The sequence below is a fragment of the Deinococcus alpinitundrae genome (assembly GCF_009982895.1).
In the GTDB taxonomy this organism is placed as follows: Bacteria; Deinococcota; Deinococci; order Deinococcales; family Deinococcaceae; genus Deinococcus; species Deinococcus alpinitundrae.
The window spans coordinates 50,094-67,724 of the sequence record NZ_WXZL01000018.1 but is presented as its reverse complement, the minus strand read 5'-3'; the positions used below and the strand labels follow the sequence as shown (position 1 = coordinate 67,724).

The window sequence follows — 17,631 nt, the reverse complement described above, 5'->3', positions numbered from 1 at the left end:
ACGGCCCAACCATCTTCCCACCCATCTGGCCGGGGGGGGCTTGCACCTGACGTAACGTGAGGTTCTAAGCTCAGTTTGGGAGGCAACACAGGTGAAACTCAAGATCGGTGAACTCGCACGGGCCACCGGGCTGACCATCCGGACGCTGCGCCATTACGACGCGGTGGGTCTGCTCCGGCCCAGCCAGCGCACCGAGGCCGAGCACCGGCTGTACTCCCAGACGGACCTGGCCCGGTTGCTCCAGATTCAGAGCCTCAAGGCGCTGGGCCTGAACCTCAGCGACATTCGCGGTCTGCTCGACGACCCGCAGCAGTCGCCGGAGCGGATTATCGAGCGCCACATCCAGTTGATCGAGCGTCAGCTCTCCGAACACACCCGCTTGCTGGGCAGGTTGCGCCAGCTCAAGGACTTGCAGCAGATGAGCGGGGCCGAACTTCTAGAGGTGATCAGAATGACCGAAGACATCAAGCAGAAAGTGGATCAGATGATGGACGTGGCCCGCAGCGTGGGCGACCGGAGCGACGACCCCCTCGACGCCGAGCAGACGGCTTATCTCAAGGAGCGCGCCGAGACCGTCGGGCGGGAGCGCATCGGAGAAGTCGAAAACGCCTGGCCCGAACTGATGGCGGCGGTGCTCGTCGAAATGGAGCGCGGCACCGATCCGCAGGACCCCAAAGTCAAGGCGCTGGCCGAGCGCTGGCAGGGCCTGGTGGCGGAATTTACCGGGGGCCGCCAGGACATCAAGGCCAATCTCAACACCGCTTACCAGCGCCGCATGCCGCCGGAGATGCAGGCGATGTGGGACTACATCTCGCAGGCGATGAAGTCCTAGAGATTCCGCCACTGCGCCCGCGAAGGACAAACGCGGTGAACACCGAAGGGCCGGGGAAGCCAGGGAGAGAAGATTTCTCCCTGGCTTCCCCGGCCCTGTGACGTTTTGCGTCAGTCTTTGGTCGCCGCGCAGGCTGGGCACTGGCCGTAGAGCGTGACCTCGTGGGCCTCCACGACAAAGCCGCCGGGGTAGACGGTGCCGGGCGGCAATGCTAGCGGGCAGGTGCTCAGGGTAAAGACCCGCCCGCACGTTCGGCACGAAAAGTGATGGTGGTGGCCGCGCCCGCTGGCCTCGTACAGGTTTTCGCCGTCGAGCGTGACGATGTGGGCCGCACCCTGCTCCTGCAACAGCTTGAGCGTGCGGTAGACGGTGGCGACGCCCAGGCTGGGCAGCTCGCTCAGCGCCCGGCCGTGCAGTTCCGGCACGCTCAACGGTCCCTCGGCGGCGCTGAGCAGGCGACTGATCACCTCGCGCTGGCGGGTGTCCTTGGGACGCGGCACAGGGAGGGAAGCAGGGGGGACGGCAGTGCTCATACAGTTCAGGGTAGCAAATGGGCCGCGCCGGATTGCGAGCCAGGGCGCAGGCGGCGGGCTGGACCGCTGGGCCGGAATGCCGGGCTAGACTGCCAGCCATGCAGCGGTTCTGGAGGTCGGTGTTCTGGGTCCTGGTGTTCGGGCTGGGTCTCGGCGCAGTCCAGGCAGGCGGAGCCGGTGCGCGGCCGCCAGTGCCGGGGCCGCGCAGTGTGCCAGTCATGGTCATGAACTTCTCTGCGGGCGATCCGGACGGCGTGTTCGTCTGCCAGGACGGCTCAACTGTGGCGACTGAGCAGGTGGGCAGCGCCCTGCGGCTCACCCGGCGTGGGGAAGTGTCTTCAAATGGGCAGGTCCTCTGGAAGGCGGGTGCACATCAGAGTTACAGGCTGACGCTGGGCCAGGCCGTGCTGCTGATCTGCCGCAGGGCCACTTCACAAGACGCGGCGCTGGTTCCTGGGAGCGTTCAGAATTACCACTGCTCGAACGCTGTCAGCCTGGCCGTCGTGCCGTTTCCGGAAGCGGTGGCTGTAACCTCGTTTCAGCCTGGGCAGCGCCCCGACATCGCTGGCTGGCTGCCCCGAACCCGCTCGGTCAGCGGGGACCAATACCAGAACAGCGAGTGGACCTGGTCGACCGGGGGCCAGCTGGGGACGCTGATCTTTCACGGCAAAACAGTGGCCCAGGGGTGCCGTCTGCAATAGACGGGCCTGGGCTGGAGCGGGTTGCCTGTGCTTGGCTGACCGGGGTTCAGCGTCCGTAGGTTGCGGAAATACTCGTCTTGGCGAGCGTCGCGCCGTTGAGATTAAAGCCGACGTAGGCCGCCGACGCGCCGGCGGGCAGGTCGAGCGTCTTGTTGAGGGCGTAGAGGGTGAAGATGTAATGGTGCGGCGGGCCAGCAGGCGGGCAGGGGCCGGTGTAGCCGGGTGTGCCACCGTCGTTGTTGCCCTGCATCGTTCCGGCGGGCAGGTTGAAGGTGCCGGACCCCGCGCCCTTGTCGAGACTGGTCGCGCTGGCAGGGATGTTGTAGACCACCCAGTGCCAGAAGCCGCTGCCGGTGGGCGCGTCGGGGTCGTAGGTGGTCAGCACGTAGCTGAGGGTCCCGGCAGGCGCGCCGCTCCAGCTCAGGGCTGGGGAGATGTTCATGCCGGTGCACCCGCCGCTGCCGACCTGCTCCATCGGTACGGTGCCGCCGTCGCGAAACTGGGCGCTGCTGAGTGTCAGCGTGCCCGCGCCGACGCCGGGTGCGGGCTGGGCCACGCTCAGGCGGCCCTGAGCCTCGCGCATCATGCCCGCGCTGCCCATCGTCTGGGTGGGCGCACAACTCGCCAGTGCCAGGCCGCCGAGCAGCAGTGTTCCTTGCATCAACCTGTTCATAGTGGACCTCCGTTCCGTCTCACTTTGGGCCTTCCGAAGCTTCGATGTGGAGCTGTTCTCTTCACGCAATATTTAGAAGTTCGCTTTTCAGGTCCGGTGGCTTACCGAAGTCGCTTGGGGCGGGCCGCTATCATGCTCGTAAACAAGGAGAACCCATGACCGACGCGCTCAAGCCCGCTTCCCGGCTCAACGAATGGGAAGCGCTCGCCCGCAAAGACCTGCGCGGCGCTGATCCCGAGACGCTCAACCGCTCGACCCCCGAAGGCCTGACGCTCAAGGCCCTCTATACCGCCGCCGACACCGCCGATCTCGATGCGGGTTTGCCAGGCCTGCCGCCCTACACGCGCGGCCCTCGCGCCACCATGTACGCGGCCCGCCCCTGGACCATTCGCCAGTACGCGGGCTTCTCGACCGCCGAGGAGAGCAACGCCTTTTACCGCCGCAACCTGGCCGCCGGGCAAAAGGGCCTCAGCGTGGCCTTCGATCTGGCGACCCACCGGGGCTACGACTCTGACCACCCGCGCGTGACCGGGGACGTGGGCAAGGCGGGCGTGGCCATCGACTCGGTCGAGGACATGAAGATTCTCTTCGACGGCATTCCGCTCTCCGAGATGTCGGTGTCGATGACCATGAACGGGGCGGTGCTGCCGATTCTGGCGGCCTTCATCGTGGCCGGGGAGGAGCAGGGCGCGTCGCTGGCCGAGCTGTCCGGCACCATCCAGAACGACATCCTCAAAGAATTCATGGTCCGCAACACCTATATTTACCCACCCGAGCCGAGCATGAAAATCGTGGCCGACATCATCGAGTTCACGGCCCGCCAGATGCCGCGCTTTAACTCCATCTCGATTTCCGGCTACCACCTTCAGGAAGCTGGAGCCAACGCCGCGCTGGAGCTGGCCTACACCCTGGCTGACGGTCTGGAATACGTGCGGGCCGCGCTCGGCAAGGGCCTGGGTATCGACGAGTTTGCGCCCCGGCTGTCGTTCTTCTTCGCCATCGGCATGGACTTCTACACCGAGATCGCCAAGTTGCGGGCCGCCCGGCTGCTGTGGGCCGAGCTGTTGGCTCCCTTCGAGCCGCAAAATCCGCTCAGCAGTGCCCTGCGCACCCACTGTCAGACCTCCGGCTGGTCGCTGACTGAGCAAGACCCCTACAACAACGTCGTTCGCACCGCCGTCGAGGCGCTGGCGGCGGTGTTCGGCGGCACCCAGAGCCTGCACACCAACTCGTTCGATGAGGCCATCGGGCTGCCCACCGACTTCTCAGCGCGCATCGCCCGCAATACCCAGCTGATCATTCAGGAGGAAAGCGGGATTCCCAAGGTCGTCGATCCCTGGGGCGGTAGCTACCTGATGGAGCGCCTGACCGCCGATCTGGCGGCTGAAGTGCGCAAGCTGATCGCCGAGGTCGAGGAACTCGGCGGCATGACCAAGGCGGTGGCCTCGGGCCTGCCCAAACTCCGAATCGAGGAATCGGCGGCCCGCAAGCAGGGGCGCATCGATAGGGGCGAGGACGTGATCGTGGGTGTCAACAAGTACCAGCCGAGCCAGCCGACGGTGGTCGACGTGCTGCAAATCGACAACGACAGTGTGCGGGAGGCCCAGTTGCGCCGTCTGGAACAGGTCAAGGCTGGGCGCGATCTGGCGGCGGTGGAGCGGACGCTGAATGCGCTGGCTGAGGGCGCCCGCAGCGGTGAGGGCAATCTGCTGGCCCTCAGTGTGGAGGCGATGCGGGCGCGGGCCACGGTGGGTGAACTGTCGGTGGTGCTGGAAGGGGTCTGGGGCCGCCACAGCGCCGAGGTGCGCACCCTCAGCGGCGTCTACGCCCAGGGGTTCGAGCACGACGAGGGCTTCGCGGCCTTGCAGGGCGAGATCGAGGCTTTTGCCGAGGCCGAGGGCCGCCGCCCCCGGATGCTGGTGGTCAAGCTGGGGCAAGACGGCCATGACCGGGGCGCGAAGGTGATCGCCACCGGCTTCGCCGATCTGGGCTTCGATGTGGACGTGGGGCCGCTGTTTCAGACGCCCCAGGAGGCCGCCCGCCAGGCCATCGAGAACGACGTGCACGTGGTCGGCGTTTCCAGCCAGGCGGCGGGCCACCAGACCCTGATCCCGGGCCTGATCGCCGCACTCCGGGCCGAGGGCGCGGATGACATCCTGGTGATCGCGGGCGGCGTGATTCCGCAGCAGGACTACGCGGCTTTGCGCTCAGCCGGGGTGGCGGGCATCTTCGGCCCCGGCACGCCGATCTTGCAGTCGGCGCGAGAAGTACTGGGGCTGCTGCGTGGGCGCAATACTCCTCCGTTGACCTAAGGGTGTCTGGTGTCTTGACCACTTTATCCAGCGCCGAGGAGGAAAGGAAAGCTGTCACCATGCTCTTTCACTGAAGTCAATCACAGCCCTCCATCTCCGAAGTTATCGGCAGGTCTTTTGCACAGTGCCCAATTCGTGACTGCCCAACAGTCTGAAAGCTGTTGTGGGTATCCGCCCGGAATGCGGGAGGCTCCATGCTGAGCGCAGCGACCTGCTATCCAGCCCACTGGGTTGGGGGACTTCTTGGGCGGAACGGACGCTCATGAGGCCGCCTGCTGGGGGTGGAGCAGCAACCGCAAAAGCTGAAAGCCAGCGCCACACGAAAACCGCCTGAACGATCTTCAGGCGGCTCCTTTTCCTTCAACCCACGTTTGCTCTCAGCCCAGTTCCACGCTGCTCAGTCCCCAGGTCAGCAGGGTCAGGCCCAGCAGCGACAGCGGCATCACGCCCAGCAGGGCAGGCGGCAGCACGGCCCATAGACCCGCCGTCAAAATGGCCACCCCGGCGGCGCTGCCGATGCGGACCTCCACGGACGTGCTGCCGGTCCAGCGCGTCAGCAGGGCGGTGAGGCTGAGTGCTGAAATCGGGAGCAGCAGCGCGACCAGCACCAGCGAAGTGCCGGTCAGCACCGATGCGTGCAGCACCACCATCCCGATCAGCACTGCCAGGGCCGCCAACCCGCCGCCGAGGATGCCCCCCGGCAGCACCTGCCCCAGCCAGGCTGCTCCCCGCGACACCGGCCAGGTGACGTTAGCCGGGCTGCCCAGCGAGCGGGTCAGCGGCTCGGCCCCCAGGGTCAGCGCTCCAGCCAGCACCAGCGCGGGCAGGTGAAGCGGCAGCGAGAAACCGATCAGCACGCCTGCCAGAGCAGCCGCGCCCAGCAGCACCACTTCGGGTGAGGTACGAATCTGCAAGCTGGTGCGCCACAGCATCGCCCCTGCCGCACCCCAGGTGGCCGGAAACGGACGCAGGGGGCGACGGGCGGGCCGGGCCTGCTCCATGCGCAGCGGAGTTTTCGGCAGTTTGTACTTGCGGCGCAGTCGCCACAGCCACAGGGTCTGGGCGTGCTGGGCCAGCCGGGCGGGTGGGTGCCTCAGCGGCGGCCAGCCCAGCGCTGCGCCAAGGACCAGCACCGCTAACACGCTCAGGCCCAGCGCTGTCCAGCCGAAAGAGCCCAGCGCGGGCAGCAGCGACAGCGCCCACACTGGAGCCGCCGAGCGCGGGGTCTGGCGGGCCAGGTAAGTCAGCCAGCCGAGCAGCGGGCGGGCCAGCATCAGGGCTGGCAGCAGCAGCAGCGGTTGCCAGCCCTGCGAGAAAATCAGCAAAAAAACGCCCAGCAGCAGCGCGACGCCCACGCCGGGAGCCACCGCCCGCAGCAGTGGCCACACCAGCGTCTGACGGGTGGGCAGCGGCGTCAGCAGCAGCGCGACCTCGCGGCGGTCGAGCCAGAACGGCGGCCAGCGGCCCAGGCTGCCGCTCAGCAGCGCGGCCACAGCGACGCCCGCCAGCACCCAGACCGGCAGGTGCGGCGGCGGTAGCGACTGGCGAATGCTGATCAGCACCAGTACTGCGAAGGTGCCGCCGTAGAGGGCCAGCACCACCGTGCCGGAGCGGCGCATCCAGCCCCACCAGTTGAGCCAGCCGCGCCCCAGCGAGATCAGGTAGAGGTACTGCAACGTGCCGTTCAGCGGCTGGTTCCTTGCAGCGCGCCCACCGCGACCTGACGCACACCCTTCATCTGCGCCAGCTCGCCGCCGTGGGTGGTCAGCACGGCGCTGCGGCCATCGGCGGCCAGGGCACTCAGGCTGTCACGCAGCACCTGGCGCGAATCGGTGTCGAGCGTGCCGAACGGTTCATCGAGCAGGGTCAGGGGCCGCTTGAGGCCCAGCGCCACCGCCAGACCCACTTTCTGACGGGTCCCGCGTGACAGCTCTGCCGGAAACTGATCGAGCCGGTGGCCCAGTCCGAAGGCGTTGAGGGCGGTGTGGAGGTCTTCGAGCGGCGCGGCGTAGGCCAGCGCGGCGAACTGGGCGTGCTCGGCGATGGTGAGGTCATCGTAGAGTTCGGCCTCGTCGGGCACGAAGGCCAGCGCGGCGCGGCCCGCCACGCTGCGCGGCGGATGGCCCTGCACCTTGACGCTGCCGGAACTGGCGATCAAGCCGCACAGCACCCGCAGCAAGGTGGTTTTGCCTGCGCCGTTGCCGCCGGTCAGGTGCAGGAGCTGCCCCGCCTTGACGTCGAGGTCAACGTCGTGCAGCACGCGGGCGGCCCCCAGGGTCACGGAAAGGTTGCGGGCAATCAGCACCCGGCAAGTATGGCAGAGTCGCCCGGAAAGAAACCGGGACAACGCGCCGCGCCGCAACTTCGCCGCTCTCCAGACCGTATTCCGCTTCATGAACCACCTGAGTCTCCTGTTCCTGGCCGCTCTCCTGCCGCACGCCGCCGCCACCGTGGTCAGGACGCCCATCAGCACCGCCCGGCCCGCCGCCTTCAGGTCCTGCACCGTGGGCGAGCTGCGCCTCACCACCGACGCTGCTGGCAAGGTGCGCTTCCTCGAATACGGCCAGAACATTCCCGACAATAGTTTGCGGGTGCGCCAGAGCTACGACCGCGCTGGACGGCTGACCGGCATCAGCGTTACCTGGAGCGGCTTCGCGGGGCAGATGCTCGACGCGCGGGCCGCCTACGACGCACGCGGGCAGTTGATCCGCGAAACTGGCTATCGCCGCAGCGGGTTCACCACGCCGCTCAAAAGTTACATCAGGGCCGCGCCGCCGGGAGCCCGGTGCTGAAGAGCAGGAAGGCCGAGCTGAGCCGTCTTCTCAGGCTGTGACCGCTTGGACGGACCACACCATCGGAACTCCCGATAGACTAAGCGTCAGCCGCACACAAACCCGATGGACGCCGTCCCGGCGCGGGTGCATTATGGCTGCATGACCTTCACCCTGCCCCGCTTTGGCCGCCGCTCGATCATCACCCACGCCACTTCCACCCCGTCTATTCAGCCTGCCGCCGCTTCGGTCGTGGCCGCGCCTTCAGCAATCACCGAAGATGTGCTGATGGAAGTCGTATTGCCCGAGGGCCGCGCCCTGCCCCAGGTGGACGGCTGGACGCTGCGCCTGTGGCCCCAGGCCCGGCTGGGCGACGCCACCTTGCAGGCCCACCCCCAGAGTGCTGCCGCCACGCTGGCCGAGTTGAGCGCCGCGCTGCACCAGCAGGGCGTCACGTCGCTGGGCGTGGTTCGCCGCCGCGCCGCGTGAATCCAGCTGCGTAAATACAGCCGCTGAAGTTCAGCAAACAGGATTTCAGCAAAGCGGGCAGGATAAGGCAGGGCGGGCGCATCCCAGATGGATGCGCCCGCCTTTTCGCTGTCTACAGAGTTTCGCGAGGTGCTCCGGCGCGCACGGCTGCTGCCGCCGCCTCCACCAGCGCTTCCAGGCTGGGCGAGGTCGCCAGCCAGATCCGCTCGAAGCCTGCGGCGCGTGCGGCGTCGGCGGTTTGTGGTCCCATTGCCGCCACGCTGAAATCGGTTCCGGCCAGGTCGGCCAGGTGCCGCGCCGCGCTGCCAGACGCCAGCGTCACCACGTCGGCGGCCTTGAGGCGCTCGAGTTCGTTCTCGCCCGGCCCGGCAGGCAGGGTGCGGTAGAGTTCGGCGCGCTGGTAGCGCAGGCCGCGTGCCTCCAGCGCTTCCTCCAGCTCGGTTTCGGCCAGCTGGCTGGTCAGGTGCAGCACCGTGTCGCCTGGCTGGGCAGGCAGTTCGGTGCCCAGGTGCCGCGCGCCGGGGGTGCTCGGCACGAAGTCGGCCCGCAGCCCGCGCTCCTGCAAGCTGCGGGCGGTGCTCGGCCCCACGGCCCCCAGCCGGATGCCGCCCAGTGCACGGGCGTCCAGCTTCAGGGTGTCCAACTCGGTAAACAGCGCCGTCACCGCCTGATTGCTGCTCAGCAGCAGCCAGTCCACGCCGCCGAGGTCGCGCAGCCGGGCGTGCAGGGCGTCCGGCTCCCCGGTGGCCTCGAAGCGGATCAGCGGCACTTCCAGCACGTTGGCTCCCCTGGCCCGCAGCAGGTCCGACAGACCGCTGGAGCCGTCACGGGTGCGGGTGACGGCCACCTGCTTGCCCAGCAAGGGATGGCCGAGTTCAGCAGGACTCTCGAACCACTTCAGCTGAGATCGGAGGCGGGCCACCTCGCCCACCACCGTCACGGCGGGCGCTTCCAGGCCCGCACGCTCGACCTCGGCGGCGATGGTGCCGAGCGTGCCGGACGCGACCCGCTGCTGCGGCGTGGTGCCCCACTGAATGGTGGCGGCGGGCGTGTCGACACTGCGGCCCGCCGCGATCAAGTCGGCGGCGATCTCGGCGAGGTTGCGCACCCCCATCAGCAAGACCAGCGTATCGACGCCGCTGAGGCGCTCATAGTGGGCGCTGCCCTCTTTGGTGTTGCCGGTCAGCACCGCGAAGCTGCGGGCGTCGCCCCGGTGCGTCACTGGAATGCCCGCGTAGGCCGGGGCGGCGATGGCGCTGCTGATGCCCGGCACGATCTCGAAGGGAATTCCCGCGTCCACGCAGGCCTGGGCTTCCTCGGAGCCGCGCCCAAACACGAACACGTCGCCGCCCTTGAGCCGCGCCACCCGCTGCCCGCCGTTCATCTGCGCCTGCTCGACGATCAAAGCGTTGATCTGTTCCTGGCTGATGTACTCGGAGAAGCCCTTCTTGCCCACGTAGATGGTGCGGGCCTGCGGTGCGTGCCGCAGCAGTTCGGGGTTGGCGAGGTAATCGAACAGCACCACGTCGGCACTCTGTAGGGCCGCCTGGCCGCGCAGGGTGAGCAGGCCCGGATCGCCAGGTCCAGCGCCGATCAGCGAGACGAAGGCACGCGAAGAATTCATGAACGCAGGGTAACGGGTCGGGCGGGGGACATGTGGGCCAGGCTTTAAGTACAGGGTTTACCCTCAGGCCATGAACTACAAGTTGATCGACTACCAGGGCCAGGGCTTCGTGGTGATGGGCGCACATGATTTCAGCCGCTGGCGCGACACGCTCAGCCGCCGCTTCGACGACAGTGCCATTGCAGGCAATCTGCACCTGCACGTGCGTGTGAACGGGGAAGACCGCACTTTTACCAGCGTGGACGATTACCTGGACGAGTTCACCGTGCGTGACATCACCGACGAGGATGCCCGCGTGCTGGCCCGGCTGTTTGCCATCGACCATGACGCCCACCACGCTTGGTACGGCCAGCACGACATGTTCCGGCCCTTCGCTGGGAAGTAGGACATTTTTCTGGGCGCGGCCAGCACCGCCAGGCGCGGATGCCAAGACAGAGCAGGCCACCCATTCCGGGGAAGGAGGGTGGCCTGCGCCGTGCTGCCGAACCTGCTGTCAGCGCCGTGGAAGTAAGAAGAAACGGTGCGCGGTACTGGTGTAAAGGTGCTGGGCAAAAAAGTAATGAGGGAGTTGAACCCTCCTACGCCGCCCCAGCGTACCCCGGTGCCTGCTTGACCCGCAGGCGGGTTGGCGCTCGCCCAGGCAGGGCCGCAGCAGGCCTACTCTAGCAAATCGTGCTGCCAGTTGGCCTGCTGAATCTCGGCTTCGAGTTCGCGGCGCTCGCGGGCCAGGCGGTCGGTTCGGGCCTGAAGCTCACGCACCGGCAGGTGCGACACCCAGCGCAACTCGCTGCGGGTCGAGCGAACCTGCGATGTGCTGGCCGCCTCGGTAGCGCTGCGCTGCGCGGCCAGCCGCAGGTCCAGCACCTCCCGGTGCGCCAGGGCGTCGGTGAGCGTGCGCGATTCATCCAGCCGGGCGGCGGCATTGCTGCGGTGCAGGCGGGGAATCAGATCGTCGAGCCGGTCAAAGATCCCATTCAGTTCGGCCAGCAGGGCCACAGGGTCCTCGCTGGGCGGCTCGCCCTCCTGGCTGCGGGCATTGAGCTGAATGCGCTGCTGAAGTTGCGCGGCGCGTTTTTGCAAGTCGGCGCGTTCGATCAGGGCCTCGGCCAGTTTCATTTCCGGAGTTTAGCGGCTCCCGCTCACCAGTTCTCGAAGCTCGCCCGCAAGATCGTTTCCAGATCCGCTTCGGTGGGCGGCTTGGGGGCCACCGCCAGCAAGCGCTGCTGCTTGACGGCTCCGGCCACCAGCGCGGGCAGGTCTTGCTCAGTGTAGCCGAGTTCGCTCAGGCCGCTGGGCGCGCCCACGCCCCGCATCAGGTCAATTAAAGCATTCGGCAGGCTGTCGGGGCCGGGGTTTTCCAGCTTGCCGCCGGTCAGCCATTCGGCCACCTGCAAGTGGCGCTCCGGCAGGGCGTCGAAGGTGAAGCGGAAGGCGGCGGGCGCGGTGACGATCACCGAGAAGCCGTGTGGAATAAAGGCGCTGGGGTAGCCCTCGGCCCGGTAGTCGTGCTTCAAGCCTGCGATGGGGTAGGCGCACGAGTGCGGAATATGCACCCCTGCCGAGCCGAAGCCCACGCCCGCCATCGTGGCCGCCAGCATCATCATCCCGCGCGCTTCCAGGTCGTCTGCGTCCGCGACGGCCCGGCGCAGGAACTCGCCGCCGAAGCGGATCGCCTGCGCCGACCACACGTCGGCCACCGGGTTGCTGCCCTGGTAGGGCGGGCGCTCGTCGGGCGTGGCGGGCTTCGGGCGGGTCCCGAACGGGCGGCTGAGGTAGCTCTCGGCGGCGTGGCACACCACGTCCAGCCCCGCCGAGGCGATGACGGCGCTCGGGGCGCTGCGGGTCAGTTCCGGATCGACGATGGCCTGAGCGGGCCGCAGGTAACGGTGCGAGATGCCCGTCTTGACCTTCAGCGCCGGCAAATCCAGCACCGCGACGGTGGTGGCTTCCGAGCCGCTGCCCGGCGTGGTCGGAATGGCCAGGTGGGGCAGCAGCGGACCGGCGGGCTTGCGCCCCGCGCCAATCGGCGGGTTCACGTAGTCCATCACCTCGCCGCCGTGACTCAGCAGCAGATTGGCGACCTTGGCGGTGTCGATGCTGCTGCCGCCGCCCAGCGACACGAATCCGTCGGGGCCGTACGCGCGGGCAAAGACGACCGCTTCCTGCAAGGACTCCAGAGTGGGTTCCACCCGGCTGCGGTCGAAGACGCTGACCTCTATGCCCGCCACCCTCAACTGCGCGGCCACGTTTTCTGAGAGGCCCAGGGCCGCCACCTGCGCGTCGGTGACGAGCAAGACCCGCCGCATGCCCAGCCGGGCAGCTTCCCAGCCCGCTTCATGCGCCGCGCCGCGCCCGAACTTGACCGGGGTGGCCTCCATCGTGAAGACCGTTTCCAAGGCTTGGGTTGTCATTAAGGAGCAGTCTAAGCTGAACTATAGGGCCGGGTGATGATTTCCAGGCCGTGCCCGGAGGGATCAAGAAAATAGACGCCCCGCCCGCCGTGGTTGGTGTTGAACTGACCCGGCAACTGCATTTGCGGGTCGGCCCAGTGAGGCAGGTCGCTCCCGAGAATGCGCCCGTAAATGGCGTCGAACGTGGCGTCGTCCACCAGAAAGGCCCAGTGCTGGGGCTGGATGTCTCCCCCCGCTTCGGCAAACTGCAAATGGACGCCCTCGCTGAGCGCCACCGAGACGAACTGTCCCCAGCTTGTCGGCTCCGGCAGGCCGAACAAATGAGCGAAGAACACGGCGGAAAGCTGACGGTCCTGCGCGGCGATGATCGCGTGGTTGAAGGTGATGCCCATGACTGACCCCGGCGCTGAACCCACCGTCTCAAGCTGCCTGACGGCGGAGCGCGTTGCGCTGAGTGTAGGCTAAGCAGCTGTGGACATCCACTTCACCGTTGCCGAATTGCCGGATCTCGCCGCGTACCGAGCCCTGGTCGCAGCGGCCTGGGGCGAGCCGGGGCCGGACAATCTCAAGCGGCTGGACCACAGCCTGCTCTTTGTCTGCGCCTACGACGCTGCCCGGCTCGTCGGCTTCGTCAATGTGGCCTGGGACGGCGGCGTTCACGCTTTTCTGCTCGATCCCACCGCGCATCCTGAGTACCAACGCCGGGGCCTGGGCCGCGAACTGGTGGGCCGCGCCGCCGAAGAAGCCCGTGAGCGCGGGATGCACTGGCTCCACGTGGACTTCGAAGCCCACCTGACGGGCTTTTACCGTGCCTGCGGTTTCCAGGCGACCGAGGCAGGCCTGATGCGGCTGGCTTGAGAGAAGTCCGCACGAACTGCTAAACTTGGACCCAGTCTAATTTGCGAGAATGAGCGAGAACACCAAGGAGGCACCATGAAAATTCTGACCCTGATCCGGCAGGTGCCGGACGCCGAGGCCCGCGTGCGGCTGAGCGGTAACGCCGTCGACCTGGACGGCACCACCGTCGTGATGGACGGAATGGACGAGTACGGCGTGGAGGAAGCCCTGCGGCTGCGCGAGAGCGGTGCGGGCGTCGAGGAGATCGTCGCGCTGGCGATTGGCCCCAAGCGCAACGAGGACGCCCTCAGAACTGCCCTGGCGATGGGTGCGGACCGGGCGGTGCACGTGGAAACCGACGAGCGGCTCGATGCCGTGTCGCTCAGCCAGGTGGTGGCCCAGCTGGCCCAGACCGAGCAGACCGATCTGATTCTGGTGGGCGGGCAGGAAGCCGACTGGGACTCGCAGGCGCTGGGAGCCGCCACTGCCGAGCGCCTCGGCTGGCCGCAGCTCACCTGGACCAATGAACTTAAGCTCGACGGCGACAAGCTTACTGGCCGCCACGACGTGGACGAGGGCAACGAGAGCTTCGAGGCCAGCTTGCCCGCCGTCGTGACTACCCAGCAGGGCCTCAACGAGCCGCGTTACCCGACGCTGCCCAACATCATGAAGGCCAAGAAAAAAGAACTCCGCAAGGACGATCTGGCGACCTACGGTGCGCAGTCCAGGGTCAAATTCGTCGGCGCGGAAATTCAGACCCGCGCCCGCCTGAACAAGATCATCGACGGCAAGGACCCCCAGGCGGCGGCGGCGCAACTCATCGACCTGCTCAGAAACGAAGCGAAGGTGATCAAGTGATTCTTATCGTTGCGGAATACTCGGGCGGCAAGCTCGCCAAGTCTACCCTGGAAATGGTCACGGCGGCGCGGCAAACGGGCCGCGAGGGGCCCGTCACGGTGCTGGTGCTGGGGCAGAACGTGGCGGGCGTGGCGACCGAGGCCGCCGCCGTCGCCGATCAGGTACTGGTGGCCGACAGCGCCGCACTCTCGACCTACAACGCCGAGACCTGGGCCGCTGCCGCCGCCCAGATCGCCCAGGAGGGTGAGGCGCATACCGTCATTGTCGGGGGGAGCCGCTCGGGGCGCGAGTACGCGCCGCGCGTGGCCGTCAAGCTCGACGCGCCGTACCTCGAAGACGTGATCTCGCTCAGCGGCAGCGGTGAGGGCCTCCAGGCGCAGCGCTACACCTACCTGGCCCGCGTCACCGAGACGGTGGAAGCCCAGGGGCCGGTTATCGTCGTGAGTGCCAAGCCCGGCTCGTTTGCCGCCGCTGCCCCCGCTGCTCAGCCCGGCGAGCAGTACGATGTGGACCTGGAACTGCCCGAAAGCCGCGTGAGCGTGACCGGCAGAAACGTCGAAAAGTCGAGCCGGGTGGCGCTGGCCGAGGCCGACATCATCGTGACCGGCGGGCGCGGGGTGGGCAACGCCGAGAACTTCGGCAAGTACGTGGAGCCGCTGGCCGACAACCTCGGCGCGGGTGTGGGTGCGACGCGGGCCGTGGTGGACGCGGGCTGGCGGCCCTACGCCGAGCAGGTGGGCCAGACCGGCAAGACCGTGCAGCCGGGGGCCTACATTGCCCTGGGCGTCTCGGGCGCGGTGCAGCACCTCTCGGGCATGGGCAAGAGCAAGTACATCGTGGCGATCAACAAGGATGCTGAAGCGCCGATCTTCAAGGTGGCCGACTACGGCATCGTGGGTGACGTGAACGAGATCGTGCCCGCATTGATCGAGGCCAGCAAGCGCTGAGGCACCGATTCCAGAGAAAGGGACGCCCGGATTTGTGCTGGGCGTCCCTTTCTCTGTGGTCTTATTTTCCTGGGTGGTCCACCGCGTAGCAGGCCAGAATGTTGCCTGAACCTTGCCAGGTGCGCGAGGACAGGAGCCTCAGGGACACGGGTGGCCTGCCCACGAACAGCGGCGTTCCCCCTGCGGCGATCAGCGGGAAAATGACCAGATGCAGTTCGTCCACCAGCCCATGCGCCAGCAGGTGATTCCAGAGTGTTCGGCCTGCGAACATGAAGATGTCCCGGCCGGGTTGCTCCTTAAGGGCACGTACTTCCTTCACTGCGTCCGCCGTCCTGACGATGCGGGTGTCGTCCCAGGGAGCCAATTCCTCGCGGGTGAGCTGATCCGAGACGGCGACCTTCTCGGCCCGCGTCTGAAGTTCGGCCATTTCACGCCGGATAGCCGTCGCCTCCGGGTCGTGCGGCAAGCTCGTCCAGTAGTGCATGTTGTCTAAGAAGTTGCTGCGCCCGCTGTAGAGCAGCGTGTCAGCCGCCCGCATTCGCTCGGCCATGTAGTGATCGAAGGTCTGGTCGCCCGCATAGTCCGGGTGAAAGTGCTTGAAGACGGCGTCAAGTTTCCGGTCTTTGCCCTCGTAATAACCGTCCAGCGTGACGAGGTTGCCGACGATGAGCTTGCGCATTTTGCCCCTTTGATTGCTGAATATGTCTATAACGTAAAGCCTAACCTTAATTTCGTCAACTCGCACCTGGCCCAGTTGGGCATGCCAGTGAGGTAAAGTGGAGGGTACAGCCACCCAAAACGCAGCCCCGAAGAAGACCGACCCCACCTTCCCCCTGACTCGATTCGAGCAGGCCGCCCAGGAGTAGTGTCATGCCCAAACACCTCCCGTTTCTTGCTCTCGGCCTCTTTCTGGCAGCCTGCGGTCAGCCCGTCGGGACACAGGTCAATCTGACCTCCGACTACGCCGCCCGCCCTGAACTGCAAGACCCGCAGAGCCGGGCTATCTTGCAGCGCTACGGCGACGATCCGGGCCTGCTTCAGGCGCTGCGGGAAGCCTACGACGAGGTGCCGCGCCCGCTCAGCCTGCCCGCCGCGCCGGCGCTCGGCGGCCTCGATCTGGCTTCGGATCGCCTGAGCTACATCAAGTCGGTGGGCTGGGGCAGCGTGCCCAACTATGACCGCCAGTACGCCGCCCAGGGCAGCGTCAATGCCGTTTATCCGGGCCTCGACTGGAGCCGCGACGGCTGCTCCGCGCCGACTGGACTGGGGCTGGGCTACACTGGAGATTTCCAGCCCGCCTGCAACGTTCACGATTTCGGCTACCGAAACCTCAAGGTCTACCAGCGCACCGATGCCAACCGCCGCACGACCGACGAGGCGTTTTATACCAACATGAAAACCATCTGCAACGCCAAGCCCTGGTACAAGGAACCGCCGTGCTACACCGCCGCCTACGCCTACTATCAGGCGGTGCGGATCGGCGGCAGCGACAGCTTCTAGCGTTAAGTCTTGCGGGCTTGCGCCGCTGCGGCCAGCGGCCCTAGCCTGGGCCATGACTGCCGACGAACTCAACCACGACTGGGCCGATCGACTCGCTACGCCGCACCGTCACGTCTGGGACAAGCTGCGGGCCGAGGGTGTGGCCGCTGCGTGGACCGATGGCGCCGCGCCGCGCTTCGTGGTGAGCAGGCGAGAAGAGGTGCTCGCCACCCACCTCAAGGGCACGCGTCCGGCGGGCGTGGTGGTGGCCGCCGCGCTGTTTGAGGCGGGCCACAAGCTGGAAGTCGGGCAGCCGGGCCTCAGGATTTTGCCGCCGATGGCCTCGCCTTAAGCGAATTCGATCAGTTCGGGGTGTTCCAGCCCGGCCTGCCGCGCTTCTTTCAGGGCCGCGCCCTTGTCGCCGCGCTCGATGGCGGCCATGAAGCCGGGCTGGGCGGCCAGCGTGGTCAGTACCCAGAAGTCGCCCCAGGCTTCCAGGTTCCACGCCCGGCGCATGGCGCGGCTGCAGCGCTCCCAGATCGGCTCGCTCATCTCTTCCAGCGGCGCGATGAAGTGCGTCTCGCCGTCGGTGCCGGGCGTGCGGCGCACCTCGCGCAGGTACTCACGGCGCTCGGGCCTGGTCATGGCGTCCCAGGTGCCTTCCTGGCAGTACACCGCAGGCATGGCGCTGAAGGTGTCGCGGCAGCGGGTGGGGCGCACGGCGTAGCGGGTACAGGCACCGTCCGCGCCCAGCAGCGGGCAGTAGCCCACCTGGGCGCGGTGGCGGCGCACGTACTCGTCCTCGTCCGGCGCGGTGCGGGCGTTGTGCAGCACCTTGCGGGCGTGTTTTTCCACCTTGCGGGCTTCTTCCGGGGTCAGCACGCTGGCGATCAGCGCGGCCTCGGCCAGCGAGAGGCGAATCGGCATGTTGCAGCAGCCAAAGCACCCGGCTCCGCAGTAGACCGGATGGCCCGCCGCCGTGTAGTCCTGTAAAAATTGACCTGCCTCCTGCTCGTAGCGGGCGTAGGCAGCTTTGACGGTTTCGAGCAGGGCGGCAGAGGCAGTCATCGCCCGGCAGCATAGAGCGGTTCGGGGCAGGCAAAAGTAAAGACCGGGCCCGGAAGCGGCCCGGAGAAGTGCCCCAAACTGCCCTGCTGAATCCAA

The 17,631-nt window shown here is 67.2% G+C and carries 21 protein-coding genes; 11 read left to right on the top strand and 10 right to left on the bottom strand.

What is annotated here, in order from left to right:
* The first annotated feature begins 91 nt into the window (after positions 1–91).
* Positions 92–832 (top strand): MerR family transcriptional regulator, encoded by a 741-nt coding sequence (locus GUI70_RS15825; RefSeq protein ID WP_161883284.1) that lies wholly within the window; start codon positions 92–94, stop codon positions 830–832.
* Between the two features lie 110 nt (positions 833–942).
* Here the strand turns inward: GUI70_RS15825 and GUI70_RS15820 are convergent, their stop codons facing one another.
* Positions 943–1,365: a Fur family transcriptional regulator gene (locus GUI70_RS15820; protein ID WP_438503494.1), complete on the bottom strand. Its 423-nt coding sequence runs from the start codon at positions 1,363–1,365 to the stop codon at positions 943–945.
* A 98-nt stretch (positions 1,366–1,463) separates the two neighbouring features.
* Here GUI70_RS15820 and GUI70_RS15815 point away from each other — a divergent pair, with 98 nt between their 5' ends.
* Positions 1,464–2,066 (top strand): hypothetical protein, encoded by a 603-nt coding sequence (locus tag GUI70_RS15815; RefSeq protein ID WP_161883283.1) that lies wholly within the window; start codon positions 1,464–1,466, stop codon positions 2,064–2,066.
* A gap of 46 nt (positions 2,067–2,112) precedes the next feature.
* Here the strand turns inward: GUI70_RS15815 and GUI70_RS15810 are convergent, their stop codons facing one another.
* A complete protein-coding gene (locus tag GUI70_RS15810) occupies positions 2,113–2,739 on the bottom strand; it encodes a YbhB/YbcL family Raf kinase inhibitor-like protein (protein WP_202630502.1) in 627 nt (208 codons plus the stop codon).
* A 155-nt stretch (positions 2,740–2,894) separates the two neighbouring features.
* Between GUI70_RS15810 and scpA the strand changes: the two genes are divergently transcribed.
* Positions 2,895–5,051: a methylmalonyl-CoA mutase gene (gene scpA / locus GUI70_RS15805; RefSeq protein WP_161883282.1), complete on the top strand. Its 2,157-nt coding sequence runs from the start codon at positions 2,895–2,897 to the stop codon at positions 5,049–5,051.
* Positions 5,052–5,428: 377 nt separating this feature from the next.
* Here scpA and GUI70_RS15800 read toward each other — a convergent pair whose 3' ends face one another.
* Together GUI70_RS15800 and GUI70_RS15795 are read right to left on the bottom strand one after the other, a co-directional pair.
* Entirely contained in the window at positions 5,429–6,727 is a 1,299-nt protein-coding gene (locus GUI70_RS15800; protein WP_161883281.1) for a hypothetical protein, read from the bottom strand.
* Between the two features lie 8 nt (positions 6,728–6,735).
* Positions 6,736–7,446: an ABC transporter ATP-binding protein gene (locus GUI70_RS15795; RefSeq protein ID WP_161883280.1), complete on the bottom strand. Its 711-nt coding sequence runs from the start codon at positions 7,444–7,446 to the stop codon at positions 6,736–6,738.
* Here GUI70_RS15795 and GUI70_RS15790 point away from each other — a divergent pair.
* Both GUI70_RS15790 and GUI70_RS15785 read left to right on the top strand, forming a co-directional pair.
* Positions 7,445–7,843 (top strand): hypothetical protein, encoded by a 399-nt coding sequence (locus GUI70_RS15790; protein ID WP_161883279.1) that lies wholly within the window; start codon positions 7,445–7,447, stop codon positions 7,841–7,843. The two genes, GUI70_RS15795 and GUI70_RS15790, sit on opposite strands and share 2 nt — an antisense overlap.
* A 105-nt stretch (positions 7,844–7,948) precedes the next feature.
* Complete coding sequence (locus GUI70_RS15785; RefSeq protein ID WP_161883278.1) at positions 7,949–8,311, top strand: hypothetical protein; 363 nt, start codon at positions 7,949–7,951, stop codon at positions 8,309–8,311.
* A 112-nt stretch (positions 8,312–8,423) separates the two neighbouring features.
* On the opposite strand, the gene cobA is transcribed toward GUI70_RS15785, so the two are convergent.
* The gene (gene cobA / locus GUI70_RS15780; RefSeq protein WP_161883277.1) at positions 8,424–9,935 is read right to left on the bottom strand and encodes a uroporphyrinogen-III C-methyltransferase; all 1,512 of its coding nucleotides are present in this window, start codon (positions 9,933–9,935) and stop codon (positions 8,424–8,426) included.
* Between the two features lie 70 nt (positions 9,936–10,005).
* On the opposite strand from cobA, the gene GUI70_RS15775 reads away from it, so the two are divergent.
* Positions 10,006–10,320 (top strand): hypothetical protein, encoded by a 315-nt coding sequence (locus tag GUI70_RS15775; RefSeq protein WP_161883276.1) that lies wholly within the window; start codon positions 10,006–10,008, stop codon positions 10,318–10,320.
* Positions 10,321–10,592: 272 nt separating this feature from the next.
* Here the strand turns inward: GUI70_RS15775 and GUI70_RS15770 are convergent, their stop codons facing one another.
* Genes GUI70_RS15770 through GUI70_RS15760 form a run of 3 tightly spaced genes read right to left on the bottom strand, consistent with a single transcriptional unit; the run spans position 10,593 to position 12,738 of the window.
* Complete coding sequence (locus tag GUI70_RS15770; protein ID WP_161883275.1) at positions 10,593–11,051, bottom strand: DIP1984 family protein; 459 nt, start codon at positions 11,049–11,051, stop codon at positions 10,593–10,595.
* 23 nt (positions 11,052–11,074) lie between these two features.
* Positions 11,075–12,346, bottom strand: a complete 1,272-nt coding sequence (locus GUI70_RS15765; protein ID WP_161883274.1) for a hydroxyacid-oxoacid transhydrogenase — start codon at positions 12,344–12,346, stop codon at positions 11,075–11,077.
* A gap of 11 nt (positions 12,347–12,357) precedes the next feature.
* Positions 12,358–12,738 carry a VOC family protein gene (locus GUI70_RS15760; RefSeq protein ID WP_161883273.1) on the bottom strand — a complete coding sequence of 127 codons (381 nt, stop codon included), beginning with the start codon at positions 12,736–12,738 and terminating at the stop codon, positions 12,358–12,360.
* A gap of 79 nt (positions 12,739–12,817) precedes the next feature.
* Here GUI70_RS15760 and GUI70_RS15755 point away from each other — a divergent pair, with 79 nt between their 5' ends.
* The 3 genes from GUI70_RS15755 (at position 12,818) to GUI70_RS15745 (ending at position 14,988) form a co-directional block, all read left to right on the top strand.
* Positions 12,818–13,204 (top strand): GNAT family N-acetyltransferase, encoded by a 387-nt coding sequence (locus GUI70_RS15755; RefSeq protein WP_202630501.1) that lies wholly within the window; start codon positions 12,818–12,820, stop codon positions 13,202–13,204.
* A 75-nt stretch (positions 13,205–13,279) separates the two neighbouring features.
* Positions 13,280–14,041: an electron transfer flavoprotein subunit beta/FixA family protein gene (locus GUI70_RS15750; protein WP_161883272.1), complete on the top strand. Its 762-nt coding sequence runs from the start codon at positions 13,280–13,282 to the stop codon at positions 14,039–14,041.
* A complete protein-coding gene (locus tag GUI70_RS15745) occupies positions 14,038–14,988 on the top strand; it encodes an electron transfer flavoprotein subunit alpha/FixB family protein (protein WP_161883271.1) in 951 nt (316 codons plus the stop codon). Before GUI70_RS15750 ends, GUI70_RS15745 begins: the two co-directional genes overlap by 4 nt.
* Positions 14,989–15,049: 61 nt before the next feature.
* Here GUI70_RS15745 and GUI70_RS15740 read toward each other — a convergent pair whose 3' ends face one another.
* On the bottom strand, positions 15,050–15,667 hold the full coding sequence (locus GUI70_RS15740; RefSeq protein ID WP_161883270.1) for a dihydrofolate reductase family protein: 618 nt from the start codon (positions 15,665–15,667) through the stop codon (positions 15,050–15,052).
* A 191-nt stretch (positions 15,668–15,858) separates the two neighbouring features.
* On the opposite strand from GUI70_RS15740, the gene GUI70_RS15735 reads away from it, so the two are divergent.
* Both GUI70_RS15735 and GUI70_RS15730 read left to right on the top strand, forming a co-directional pair.
* Complete coding sequence (locus GUI70_RS15735; protein ID WP_161883269.1) at positions 15,859–16,488, top strand: phospholipase A2; 630 nt, start codon at positions 15,859–15,861, stop codon at positions 16,486–16,488.
* Between the two features lie 52 nt (positions 16,489–16,540).
* Positions 16,541–16,819 carry a hypothetical protein gene (locus GUI70_RS15730; RefSeq protein WP_161883268.1) on the top strand — a complete coding sequence of 93 codons (279 nt, stop codon included), beginning with the start codon at positions 16,541–16,543 and terminating at the stop codon, positions 16,817–16,819.
* Here GUI70_RS15730 and GUI70_RS15725 read toward each other — a convergent pair.
* The gene (locus GUI70_RS15725) at positions 16,816–17,535 is read right to left on the bottom strand and encodes a YkgJ family cysteine cluster protein (RefSeq protein WP_161883267.1); all 720 of its coding nucleotides are present in this window, start codon (positions 17,533–17,535) and stop codon (positions 16,816–16,818) included. The genes GUI70_RS15730 and GUI70_RS15725 overlap by 4 nt on opposite strands.
* Positions 17,536–17,631: the final 96 nt, after the last annotated feature.

Excerpts from the sequence above, each read along its gene's own strand:
- GUI70_RS15820 (WP_438503494.1), bottom strand. The coding sequence starts at position 1,365 with ATGAGCACTGCCGTCCCCCCTGCTTCCCTCCCTGTGCCGCGTCCCAAG.
- GUI70_RS15815 (WP_161883283.1), top strand. The coding sequence starts at position 1,464 with ATGCAGCGGTTCTGGAGGTCGGTGTTCTGGGTCCTGGTGTTCGGGCTG.
- GUI70_RS15810 (WP_202630502.1), bottom strand. The coding sequence starts at position 2,739 with ATGAACAGGTTGATGCAAGGAACACTGCTGCTCGGCGGCCTGGCACTG.
- scpA (WP_161883282.1), top strand. The coding sequence starts at position 2,895 with ATGACCGACGCGCTCAAGCCCGCTTCCCGGCTCAACGAATGGGAAGCG.
- GUI70_RS15790 (WP_161883279.1), top strand. The coding sequence starts at position 7,445 with ATGAACCACCTGAGTCTCCTGTTCCTGGCCGCTCTCCTGCCGCACGCC.
- GUI70_RS15795 (WP_161883280.1), bottom strand. The coding sequence starts at position 7,446 with ATGAAGCGGAATACGGTCTGGAGAGCGGCGAAGTTGCGGCGCGGCGCG.
- GUI70_RS15785 (WP_161883278.1), top strand. The coding sequence starts at position 7,949 with ATGGACGCCGTCCCGGCGCGGGTGCATTATGGCTGCATGACCTTCACC.
- cobA (WP_161883277.1), bottom strand. The coding sequence starts at position 9,935 with ATGAATTCTTCGCGTGCCTTCGTCTCGCTGATCGGCGCTGGACCTGGC.
- GUI70_RS15775 (WP_161883276.1), top strand. The coding sequence starts at position 10,006 with ATGAACTACAAGTTGATCGACTACCAGGGCCAGGGCTTCGTGGTGATG.
- GUI70_RS15770 (WP_161883275.1), bottom strand. The coding sequence starts at position 11,051 with ATGAAACTGGCCGAGGCCCTGATCGAACGCGCCGACTTGCAAAAACGC.
- GUI70_RS15765 (WP_161883274.1), bottom strand. The coding sequence starts at position 12,346 with ATGACAACCCAAGCCTTGGAAACGGTCTTCACGATGGAGGCCACCCCG.
- GUI70_RS15760 (WP_161883273.1), bottom strand. The coding sequence starts at position 12,738 with ATGGGCATCACCTTCAACCACGCGATCATCGCCGCGCAGGACCGTCAG.
- GUI70_RS15750 (WP_161883272.1), top strand. The coding sequence starts at position 13,280 with ATGAAAATTCTGACCCTGATCCGGCAGGTGCCGGACGCCGAGGCCCGC.
- GUI70_RS15740 (WP_161883270.1), bottom strand. The coding sequence starts at position 15,667 with ATGCGCAAGCTCATCGTCGGCAACCTCGTCACGCTGGACGGTTATTAC.
- GUI70_RS15735 (WP_161883269.1), top strand. The coding sequence starts at position 15,859 with ATGCCCAAACACCTCCCGTTTCTTGCTCTCGGCCTCTTTCTGGCAGCC.
- GUI70_RS15730 (WP_161883268.1), top strand. The coding sequence starts at position 16,541 with ATGACTGCCGACGAACTCAACCACGACTGGGCCGATCGACTCGCTACG.
- GUI70_RS15725 (WP_161883267.1), bottom strand. The coding sequence starts at position 17,535 with ATGACTGCCTCTGCCGCCCTGCTCGAAACCGTCAAAGCTGCCTACGCC.